The organism is Planktothrix sp. FACHB-1355, from assembly GCF_014748295.1.
Classification (GTDB): Bacteria; Cyanobacteriota; Cyanobacteriia; order Cyanobacteriales; family Aerosakkonemataceae; genus Aerosakkonema; species Aerosakkonema funiforme_A.
Map to the genome: position 1 here is coordinate 1 of NZ_JACJUP010000079.1, position 11291 is coordinate 11291.

Sequence of the window (11291 nt, forward strand, 5' to 3'; positions counted from 1 at the left end):
AATATGCTGCCGGATTATCCAAGCAACTGAGTAGTCTGAGATAGTTTCTCGTCGTTCTGCTTCTGTTTGCAGAACTTGGATCAATTCTTCTGTCCACAAGTCAATTTGGTCAGTATCTGCTGCCGCCATTGCAGAGAACCAAGTCATTTGAGCTTCTGCTTCTTTTTCCTGCAAAAGCAACATCAATCCCAAATGCCAATAGTGAGATTGGTTATTTGGTTCAGATGCGATTGCTTGTTCGTAAAGATTTGCAGCCTGACTATAGTCCCCTGCCAGCAAGAATTGATGCGCTTGCTGCTGCCAATTTACCGCGTCAGTGGAGGCCATAAGCATTCTGAAATTGAAAAAAATGAACAAAAAAATAAAGTGGGTAGCGTAAAATTTAACTCCCCACTTTTATATTTATTTTAAACTAATTAGGATGCTTATCCTACTTAATTGCTACTGTACCGGAAGGGCAAGCAACTTCGGTCGCACCTGCGGCAACAGTAACTGCTGGTGGATCTGCGGTTCCAGCAGTGGTAACTTCACATATTACCGCTTGGGAAGTTCTGTCAGCACCTTGAGCACCTACTAGACCTACGCCGCCGGAATATCCTTTCAAAGCTGCGGATATAGGCTTCGCTTTCGCGGTTGCTACGTTAGTATCGCCACCCAATGCATATGTGTAGTTAGCAGTTTGTGTCTTAATACCAACGCCTAAGCTAGACCAATCGTTAGCTGTGGTACCTGTGATAAAGTTGCCGTTTTCGGTATACCAAGCTTGCTGAGACTTGTTGATTGCAGAAATATACTGCTTGCCTTCTGCTTGCTTACCTTTGTTAGCTTGGTTGAGGAAGGAAGGTAGAGCAATAGCAGCCAGAATACCAATGATGATGATAACTACCAACAGTTCAATTAGAGTAAAACCTTGTTCTCCACTTTCTTGTTTCTTTTGGTTTAAGTGAAGCAGTAGTTTGGTTTTAAATGTAGTGTTCATGAGAAGTTTCTCCTTCAGCTCTAGGTGGGTGTCTTCTGCCTTATATATAGAACTTACCCACATCACTTCAATTTCATATCACCTGTCTCAAAAAATTTTTTTACTGGCGGTTCAACCCTTGTCCGGACTGCGTTCTAGGAGTATATAGCCTATTTCCTCCAGGCTGGTGAGTGGTTCGATCAGTGTTGACCAGGCTGTTGCTTCATCTACTGGGTTCAGGGTAACAGGATGTATGGGCCGGAGTTGTTTGCAGCGCTCTACCAGCGACATCATCATTTGTGGGCCATCTAAGAGCGGGAGAAGGGACGTTGCGATCGCGCTGTCGATTAAAAAAATGGGATCTTTAGTTATGTGTAGATGCTGGCTGATTTCCAAGGGTCTTTGGTTGATGATGCTGAAAAGCATATCCTCTGTAAATCTTGGCGTTCTCAGCTGGGGATGCAAAGAAACCTTAGCTGCTTGCCAATCTGCCAGCGTCCACTGGCTAACTGGCACAACAGGGTCGGCTGAGTTGGGATGACCGCACCAAAAGTCGATCAGTCTGTGGACGGGATGCAATAGTTCAAACAGATGGAGCTGTTCTTCCACGGAAAGTTCTGGCAAGCTCATTGCCAAGAAAGCAGGTAGATTATCTGGCTCTTTAAATAAATCCATCAAGTCCCAGTATCGCCAGTTCACCATGCTGATGAACTCTAAATCAGCTGCTCTCAAGGCTGAAAATACTTCCGGTATGGTGTATCCTTTATCGCCTTGAAGTAGAAGGTTGGCTAAAAGTCGCTCATCGTTTCGTTCAAATTCTGGATGCCAAGCTTGTACTTTGAGATGAGTGCTATCTTTTAAGGAGTGCATGGTTTCTCGAACTAATTCGATTTCTAATTGCTGGGGATTATCATCCATAAACCCCATGATTTGAAAAAATTTCTGCGCTCTGTAGTAATTAGATCGCTGCAATGCACTATGGAGATTGGTACGGATAATTCCATCTGGTTTGAGAGCGGATTTCATCGCCTGCAATCCGGCCACTGGGTCTGGCAGAAGGTACAATACTTCGTCATTGTTGATGTAGTCAAACTGTATTCCTAAACTGGGCAAGTTTTCAATGGTTAAAGTATAGAACTCGGCATTCTCAAATCCGTGATATTGCAAGCGATGGTGGGCTAATTTAACAGATTCTTCTGATATATCGATCCCGATAATTTTTGCGCCTGGGTTGGCTGCTGCTAATGCCAAAGCTTTGTATCCGCTGCCACAACCCGCATCTAAAATAACTTTCCCTTGGGTGCCGATAACTTTTTGATTCCTTAAATAGTAAGGATTGACTATGTTATGGATGTTGAGAAATTTAGCATCTCCCTTGGGAGATTTTTCTAAGGGTGTCCTGGGATAAGGAGCCTTTTCAAATTGCTGACGAATTTTTTCTAAAATTTCAGATGATTGGCTATCCATTTTGATGTTTAAGAGTGAATAATTTACTTTGAATTACAGGTTGGTATCGCTCCTAGTAATCGGGGCTGAGCCTCTAGATTTTTGTTTCCTGGTTGAACCTGGGAAAGAGTACAGGGCAGTTATATTTTCCCAAGGTGGATGTGGGAATTTTCTGGGGCTTAACTACTGCTAAAAACAGGCTCAAGCCCTTGCAGGTGGGCGTTCCAAAAGTACTAAGCCGATCGGCTCTAGAGTAGTTAATATCTTTTTGACCAGATCGAAAGCTGTTTCTGTCGCGATCGGCTCTAAGTTTACCGGATTTACGGGTCTAATATAACGCCAGCGTTCTACTAGCGATCGCATAGACATCGGCTTCTCTAAGAGCGGTATCAGACAGGAAACTACCATGCTGTCCATTAAAAGGCTGGATTCTTTCACGAAGGGCAGATATTTGGCGATTTCCAACATTTTAATGTTGGTAACGGCGGCCAGCATTTCTTGTTTGACTTCTGGTACTTTCAGACTTGGATGTAAATGGACTGTGGCTCCCTGCCAGTCCGAATCAGTCCACTCTACCACAGGCACTTTGGGAGCGGCGGCGTTGGGATGACCGCACCAAAAATCGATTAGTCTGTGGATGGGATGCAACATTTCATATAGATGTAGTTGTTCTTCCACTGAAAGTTCTGGTATGGTCATTCCCAGAGCAGCAGGCAAGTTACCTGCATCTTGGAACAGATCCAGTAGGTTCCAGGCTGGCCAATTCACCATGTTGATAAACTCTAAGTCAGCAGCTCTCAATGCTTCAAAAATTTCAGGGATCGTGTAGCCTTTATCTCCCTGAAATAAATAATTCATCAAATACCATTCATCATCCATTTCATCGTCCAATACCCTTGTATTGGCCTTGAGAGATACGTGATTTTTCAAGGCATTCATAATTTCTCTAGCCTGTTCTATTTCTAATTGTCCTGGAGTTTCATCCATAAATCCCAGCATTTTAAACAATTTCTGGGCGGTGAAATAGTTGCGACGCTGTGACAAGCTATGTAAATTAGTGCGGATAATTCCCTCTGGTTTTAGGACTGCTTTCATTGCTTTCAGTCCCGCCACTATATCTGGTAGCAGGTACAAAGTCTCGTCGCAATCAATATAGTCAAATTCTAATCCCAGCTTTGGTAAATCGTAGATGGAAATAGTATGAAATTCTACATTAGTAAAATGGTGATATTTTAAACGTTCTCTTGCCAGGTTAGTAGATTCTTCTGATAGGTCAACGCCCACGATTCTGGCCCCTGGATTCCCTACTGCTAAAGCTAGCGATTTGAAGCCACTGCCGCACCCAGCATCTAGAATTAGTTTGCCCTCAGTCTCTACAACTTTTTGGGATCTCAGGTAATAAGCCGTTACCATGTTATAGAGAACAACAAATTTTATCTTTGTTGGGTAATGATCTAGTGGAATCCTTGGATAAGGCGCATAATCAAATTGTTGCCGAATTTTTTCTAGGTCGGAAATTTTATTTTCCATTGTTTTGATCGATTTATTGCCATTATTCGTTTGCCATTAGTTATTAGTTAATAAAAAAGTTTAACTAATAACTATTAACTTTTAATCTTATATTTTATATCTTAGTTTCGATCTAAAATATAAGGTTAATCAGCGCTATATCTTAATTATTCCCTTTTTTCGCTCAAAATTTCAATCTTCGTTCAGCTTTTCCCTGCCTTCCTCCAGACGGTCTGACTTAACAGCTGAGCTTCTTGCCATCCACGCGGACAGTTACAAAACTTTATGCTATATTATCCATAGTCGTTATGAGTTTGTTTTAGAACTATGGCAAATGCGACAGTAGAAAATCTGGTTATTATTGGCTCTGGGCCAGCAGGTTATACAGCGGCGATCTACGCAGGGCGGGCTAACCTGAAACCGTTTGTATTTGAGGGCTTTCAAGCTGGGGGGTTGCCTGGTGGACAGCTGATGACGACCACGGAAGTCGAGAATTTTCCTGGCTTTCCAGAGGGGATAATGGGGCCGGAATTAATGGATCGGATGAAGGCCCAGGCAGAAAGATGGGGCGCGGAGTTGGTGACGGAGGATGTTACATTTGTGGATCTTAGCCAGCGTCCTTTTATAGTGCGATCGGAAGAACGGGAAATTAAAGCTAACAGCATTATTATTGCTACGGGTGCGACGGCAAAACGGTTGGGTTTGCCTAGCGAACATCAATTTTGGAGTCGGGGGATTTCAGCTTGTGCAATTTGTGATGGCGCTACCCCGATTTTCCACGGCGCTGAACTGGCGGTAGTAGGCGCAGGTGATTCGGCGGCGGAAGAGTCGATTTACCTGACTAAGTATGGTTCTCGCGTGCATTTGTTGGTCAGAAGCGATCGGATGCGTGCTTCCAAAGCAATGCAGGATCGGGTGCTGAATAATCCCAAAATCGCGGTTCACTGGCATACGCAAGCAGTGGATATAGTTGGGGAAGGCGATCGCATGAATGGCATCAAAATCCGCGATACTAAGACTGGTGAAGAAAGCGTGCTGGCAGTGAAGGGGTTATTCTACGCGATCGGTCATACTCCCAATACTTCTTTGTTTAAAGGACAGTTAGAACTCGATGAAGTAGGTTACATTGTCACCAAGCCCGGTTCTGTGGAAACCAGCGTAGAAGGCGTGTTTGCGGCTGGAGACGTGCAAGACCATGAGTTTCGCCAAGGTATTACTGCTGCTGGTAGTGGCTGTATGGCGGCAATGCTAGCAGAAAGGTGGCTTTCGGCTCATGGTTTGATTCAAGAATTTCATCAAACGTCTGCGCCTGAAAAGCCAGATAGTCCTGCAACAGCGAAGAAAACGGAAATTGAGCAAGCATCGGAGTTTGATTTGGGGGCGACTCGCCAGTATGGTGGTTATGCGTTACGGAAGCTTTTCCATGAGAGCGATCGTCTGCTAGTAGTTAAGTATGTGTCACCTCACTGCGGCCCTTGCCATACTCTCAAGCCCATTTTAAATAAAGTGGTGGATGAATTTGACGGCAAAATTCATTTCGTGGAAATTGACATCGAACAAGACCCAGAAATTGCCGAAAACGCTGGCGTTACTGGCACGCCAACAATTCAGTTTTTCAAAGACAAAGAGTTGCTAACCGAACTGAAAGGCATTAAACCTAAGAGTCAATATCGCCAGTTAATTGAAAGTTACTTGTAGTGATGCGTACAGAGAAACCCGGTTTCTTGAAGAAACCGGGTTTCTGTCTTGAAGAAACCCGGTTTCTGTTGTATATTTAATTTAAGTAATTTTACATTCAAATATCTAACTTTTGTATAAAATCAATTTATGAACATAACTGATTTGCTAAAACAAGCGGAAGAATATTTAAATCAAGACAAGTACGATGAGGCGATCGCTCTCTACGAGCAATGTATTGAGGCCGCGCCTAATGTAAAATCTAATTATTGGCAATTAGGATTGGCTCTGCTTTTAGCAGGACGAGAAGAAGAAGCACAGGCTTGCTGGTTTTCTGTACTTTTTGAAGGAGAACCGGAAGAAATTGAACGTTTAACTAAGGAATTACTCGACATCTTACAAATAGAAGGAATAAAATACTTAGAAACAGGGAAGTACGAACAAGCAGAAAAAATTTATTTCCAGTTCGTAGAACAAGATCCGAAAAACCCCATTGCGTATAAAAATTTAGGTAACGTTCTCTATAGTCAAGGTAAATTAGAAGAGGCGATCGCCTATTACCAAGAAGGTATTGAATTGGAGCCAAACGACGCCATAACTTATTATCATTTAGGCAATGCTTTTCATCAATTGAATAGGCTGGAAGAAGCGATCGCGCATTACCAACAATCGCTTGCTATCTCTCCAAAATCTCCTACTGTTCTGAATAATTTGGGTAATTCGTTGCAGAGAAAGGGTAAATTTGAAGAGGCGATCGCTTGCTACCAACAATCCATAACGCTAGATTCCAATAATGCTTTAACATACAATAACTTGGGCAGTGTTTTTAACAGCCAAGGCAAAATGGAAGAAGCGCTTGCTTGTTTCCAGCAAGGTTTGAATTTAGAGCCAGACAATGTTGAATCTTACAATAATTTGGCTGTATCTTATCAAAAGCACAGACAATACGAAAAAGCATTAGAATGTTGCGATCGAGCCATTGAAATCAAGCCAAATTATGCAGATGCTCATTGGAATCGAGCGTTAATCTTGCTTAGATTAGGAGACTACGAACGCGGCTTTATCGAATACGAATGGCGCTGGCAACGAAAAGAAAACCAACCCCGCTTTCTACCTAAACCTATCTGGGATGGTTCAAATATTGAAGGTAAAACTATTCTACTACAAGCCGAACAGGGGATAGGAGATCTAATTCAATTTATCCGTTACGTACCTTTATTGGTAAAGCTTGGCGCTTGCATAATAGTTGAATCTCACCAACAGTTGGTGAGATTGCTGAGAAATGTTGAAGGAATTGATAAGGTAGTAGCTATAGGCGAAACTTTACCTGAATTTGATGTTTACATCCCCCTCCTCAGTGTACCCCGCATCTTGGGAACAACTCTGGAAACTATACCAGCCACAATTCCCTATATAGCACCTCTAAAAGAGGTTAGATTTCCACTGGATGATTCAGACGAATCTTACTTAAAAGTAGGGATAGTTTGGGCGGGTAATCCCAAACATTTAGACGATCGCAAAAGATCCACTTCTCTCCAGCAGTTTTTGCCTATTTTCAACATTTCCCATATTACTTTCTACAGCTTGCAAAAAGGGCCAAAAGCAGCAGAAATAAGCGAAATATCCTTACCAATAAACCTAGTAGACTTAAACAGTAAAATTAATGATTTTGCCGATACCGCTGCGGTGATAGCCCAACTCGATTTAGTAATAACTGTCGATACCGCTGTTGCCCATTTAGCTGGAGCAATGGGTAAGCCAGTATGGGTGCTTTTATGCTATAATCCCGACTGGCGATGGATGATCGATCGCGAAGATACTCCTTGGTATCCCAGCGTGCGTTTGTTCCGGCAAAATCGTTCTGGAGATTGGCAAGAGGTTTTGGAAAGGGTAGCGCAAACTCTAACAGAATTTACGCGATGTGCTTTGTAATTTTGAACAGCCCTATTCAATTATAAAGGTTTGGATACTTAATTAATATCTTCTTTCACAACTTCTAATACCATTTCTATTTGTTCGATCAAATTATTATAATAAGTGCTTTCCGAGAGCAAAAATTGCACATCTACTTCTGCTTCTGGGTGGAGATCGAACCAATGCGAACTCGGTTTGTAGTAAGTTTCAATTAACTCAAAATTAACGCCTAAATATAACCCTAGCGGTGAATTAGCTGCTTTTTCTTCTATCCATTTGCGATTTAACCTTTGGGAAAAAAGCGACAAACCCATCGGAGTTACGACTCGCACATGAGTGGGATCGTCAAAAAAGAAATCGTGGCGGTGATGAGGAACGATAATCTGGATTTTCGCGCCGCGTTCGCAGATGCGATACATTTCTTTGAAGATATTGAGGTAGGTGTTACTATTTTGGCCTAAATGTTCGAGAACGTGTATGAGCAAAATTTCGCTGACTGAATTATCCTCCCAAGGCCAAGGAAAAATTTCCAGGTCTTGTTTGACATCGGGATTGCCGTATTTATCAACATTTATATAGCCCTCGAAATGTCTTTCACCACAACCCAGATTCAGCCGTAAGCCAGTCATAACTGTAGTTTTCCTTTAAAAAAAATTGCTATTGTTGATTTTAGTATCACCAAAACAGCTAAAGTTTAGATTAAACTTATTTTAGCGTTTAAATGATAGATTTGATTTTATACAGATGACCATCTCTAAACGAAAGTTACCGAAATTTTGGCCTTTTGCCGATCGTCCCAGCCTTTCCATGCAGCTAATGGCAGTAGGACTGGCGATAACGCTCTTTTTCGTGTTAATAGCTATTTTCGCTTCCACATTTCAGGGGTGGGGATGGCTGCAAAACCCAACCGTATCTCTAACCAATCCGCAAGGGGAAGCGCCCTCGTGGAATCATTGGTTCGGTACGAGTAGTGAGGGGTACGATGTTTTCTCGCGGACTCTGTTTGGCAGTCAAGCGGCGCTGCAAGTGGTGATTTTAGCAACAGCATTCAGTTTGGTAATCGGCGTGCCGCTGGGCTTGGTAAGCGGTTATTTGGGAGGCAGGCTCGATCGCGTATTGCTCTTCGTAATGGATACAATTTATACCCTACCGGGGCTACTGCTGTCGATGACGCTGGCTTTTGTGGTGGGGCGGGGAGTTTTGAATGCAGCGATCGCCATCAGCATTTCCTACATTCCTCAATACTATCGCGTGGTTCGCAACCACACCGTTAGCGTTAAAACCGAACTGTTTATCGAAGCGGCCCAAGCAATGGGCGCTGACACCTGGACTGTTTTGTCGCGCTACCTATTTCTGAATGTAATTCAGAGCGTACCTGTGCTGTTTACCCTCAATGCTGCTGACGCGATTCTGACACTCGGAGGTTTGGGCTTTCTGGGTTTGGGACTCCCCACTGAAGTGCCAGAATGGGGTCAAGATATCAAAATGGCTTTGAGCGCATTATCCAGAGGTATTTGGTGGACAACCTTTTTTCCAGGTTTTGCTCTAACTCTAATGGTTGTGGGGCTATCGTTATTGGGTGAAGGATTGAGCGAGTTTGTCAATCCTGGTTTGCGGGAAAGAAAATAGAGGGGAAAAAAGTCAAAAGTCAAAAGTCAAAAATAGGAACTAGAAATCGTCTCATCAGTCAAATAATTGGTGAGTGTTTTCCAGGGGATGCTAGAATGAAGAAGAAAGTTTTCTTAGTTGCCGCAATTGGTTGTTTGACGATTCCCATCGGCGCAGCAGGATTATTTGGATCTGTTGCGGATTCATCTGTAAACGCACAACAATTTATTTCCGGTTCGACTGCTATTGCCCAGCGCACAAATCAAGTTAGAAATCCAGACGAACCGATTAACGTTACTTTAAATGAAAGGTTTTCTTTGGCAAATTCGCTGATGAGAATCAAGCAGATTCAAGGAGCGCTGACAAGTTTTCGGACGCTGACAGCAAGAAGTAAACCGAAGCTCGGACAAACAGCGATCGCCACCATAGGCAACACCGATCCGGAAACTCAAACTCTGGGTTTTACCAATTGGGTTGGTGCTGTAGAAGGAACGGTCAGGCAACAAAATTATCAAATCAAAAAGCTGGAGTTCGAGTTGGCGAAAAAGCAATTTGAAGACAAACAAATTTCTCAAACTGCATTTAACCAAAAAAGGGCGGCTTACCAGCAAGCAGAACGGGAATTTCAAAATTTCTTGAATTCTTTTAGGATTGTAGATTGACAGGCAAAGTATTTGGGCTGAAAATTTGTAAGCATTCAGCCGTCAGGTATCAGCGTAGAGCTTTGGGAAGAATTGATCGCCAGCAGTAGGGGCGGGGTACCCCACCCCTACTTAAGTCCTATCTGGAGGATTAGCTGATGGCTGGGCTGACTGCTGATAGCTGAATGCTCGCGAAAATTTTGGATTTGAAGCAGAAACGTTAGCCCAATGACTACTTATTAAGAGCGATGATATAATTTGATAATAACGAGGAATTTGAAAATGGACGAGCGAAGATTTATCCAAGAACTACCAGCATTATATGAAAATTGGGGAGACAAATCGGTAAGTCCCAAATCAGATCGATTTCAACCTATCCTCGATCGAACTCAAGCAAAGTCCGCAGCTAACGTGATGCAACTGCTAAATTTTGCCGTGGAGTGCATGGAAGCAGATGAAGTTTACTGCCAAATAGGTTGCTTGCCCGTAGAGAATTTGCTCGGCGCACTGCTAGATAACCCAGAAAAAATGGCTTATGCAGTGGACAAATTCTCGGAAATTGATGTTGCGGAGAATGCCCAAGAGCAAATTATTGAAAAATTATCGAGTTTGGCTCTAGATAGACAAGTATTTTTCTGCGAACAAGAGTTTGAAGAATTTTTCTTCGATCTAAGAGAAATTATGCCAGAAGCAAAAATTGGCGTGTATTTTTATGATGGCCCACACGACTACAGATCTGAGTTAGTAGCACTACTTCTAGTAAAGCCTTTCCTGGCAGAGCGAGCTTTAATAATTGTAAATCACAGTAATTGCAGTGCAGCGCAACAGGCAACTTGGGACTTTTTAGCTGCTCACCGTCAGTGTCAATTGCTGTTAGATTTTCCCAAGTTTGGTAATGGGATTCAAATTTTAAGCTGGGATATAAATCAAGAAAATTTATATAATTGGTCTACTGTTGCCGAAGAATGTCGTAACGAGAAAGCAATAAAAGCAATTGCTAAATTAAATTTAGAATTTGAGAAAGAAAAAGAACAAGCAATAAAGACTCTCTATAAAGAAGCCTTAGCGTTGCAACATTTTAATCAGTTTAGCGAAGCAGAAACAAAATACAGAGAAATTATATCATGGGATGGAAAGCAAGCAAATGCGTGGCATAATTTGGCGATGCTTTATTACATGAAGGAGGAATACCAAGATGCACTACTTATGCTAATAAAAGCTTTGCAGATGGATAGTTCAGTAGCTCTATACCATTATAGTTTTGGTTTGATAATGGAAAAAATGGATAACGCGCCGAAAGCGATTAGGGCTTACGAACAAGCGATCGCGCTTAATCCCGAAATAATTGATGCTTATAATAACATCGGAAATATATGGTTAGCAGAGGGCGATTTGGATCGGGCTGAGTCAATTTACCGTCAGGCGATCGCCGCCAATCCCGATCTTTATGGCAGCTACCTTAATTTGGGAAATGTTTTGAGAACGAAAAACCAACTTGATGAAGCGATCGAATATTATGAAAAAGCTTTGCAATTAAA

At 42.4% G+C, this 11291-nt stretch carries 10 protein-coding genes; 5 read left to right on the forward strand and 5 right to left on the reverse strand.

All coding sequences use genetic code 11. From position 1 onward, the window contains the following. The 4 genes from H6S82_RS06060 to H6S82_RS06075 all read right to left on the reverse strand — a co-directional run. A partial coding sequence (locus H6S82_RS06060) for a tetratricopeptide repeat protein (RefSeq protein ID WP_191056089.1) occupies positions 1 to 327 on the reverse strand: 327 nt, incomplete at its 3' end. A gap of 103 nt (positions 328 to 430) precedes the next feature. Then, positions 431 to 979, reverse strand: a complete 549-nt coding sequence (locus tag H6S82_RS33880; protein WP_190461543.1) for a type IV pilin-like G/H family protein — start codon at positions 977 to 979, stop codon at positions 431 to 433. A 111-nt stretch (positions 980 to 1090) separates the two neighbouring features. Beyond that, positions 1091 to 2425, reverse strand: coding sequence for a methyltransferase domain-containing protein (locus H6S82_RS06070; RefSeq protein ID WP_190461541.1), 1335 nt, complete (start codon positions 2423 to 2425; stop codon positions 1091 to 1093). A gap of 180 nt (positions 2426 to 2605) precedes the next feature. Further along, positions 2606 to 3934 (reverse strand): class I SAM-dependent methyltransferase, encoded by a 1329-nt coding sequence (locus tag H6S82_RS06075; RefSeq protein ID WP_190461539.1) that lies wholly within the window; start codon positions 3932 to 3934, stop codon positions 2606 to 2608. A 306-nt stretch (positions 3935 to 4240) separates the two neighbouring features. On the opposite strand from H6S82_RS06075, the gene trxB reads away from it, so the two are divergent. Together trxB and H6S82_RS06085 are read left to right on the forward strand one after the other, a co-directional pair. After that, positions 4241 to 5611 (forward strand): thioredoxin-disulfide reductase, encoded by a 1371-nt coding sequence (trxB, locus tag H6S82_RS06080; protein ID WP_190461536.1) that lies wholly within the window; start codon positions 4241 to 4243, stop codon positions 5609 to 5611. 129 nt (positions 5612 to 5740) lie between these two features. Continuing rightward, a complete protein-coding gene (locus H6S82_RS06085) occupies positions 5741 to 7522 on the forward strand; it encodes a tetratricopeptide repeat protein (RefSeq protein ID WP_190461535.1) in 1782 nt (593 codons plus the stop codon). Between the two features lie 38 nt (positions 7523 to 7560). Here H6S82_RS06085 and H6S82_RS06090 read toward each other — a convergent pair whose 3' ends face one another. Further along, positions 7561 to 8133, reverse strand: a complete 573-nt coding sequence (locus tag H6S82_RS06090; RefSeq protein ID WP_190461533.1) for a hypothetical protein — start codon at positions 8131 to 8133, stop codon at positions 7561 to 7563. 115 nt (positions 8134 to 8248) lie between these two features. On the opposite strand from H6S82_RS06090, the gene H6S82_RS06095 reads away from it, so the two are divergent. The 3 genes from H6S82_RS06095 to H6S82_RS06105 all read left to right on the forward strand — a co-directional run. Further along, on the forward strand, positions 8249 to 9133 hold the full coding sequence (locus H6S82_RS06095; protein WP_190461530.1) for an ABC transporter permease: 885 nt from the start codon (positions 8249 to 8251) through the stop codon (positions 9131 to 9133). 95 nt (positions 9134 to 9228) lie between these two features. Further along, positions 9229 to 9774, forward strand: a complete 546-nt coding sequence (locus tag H6S82_RS06100; protein ID WP_190461528.1) for a hypothetical protein — start codon at positions 9229 to 9231, stop codon at positions 9772 to 9774. Between the two features lie 261 nt (positions 9775 to 10035). After that, a partial coding sequence (locus tag H6S82_RS06105; RefSeq protein WP_191056090.1) for a tetratricopeptide repeat protein occupies positions 10036 to 11291 on the forward strand: 1256 nt, incomplete at its 3' end.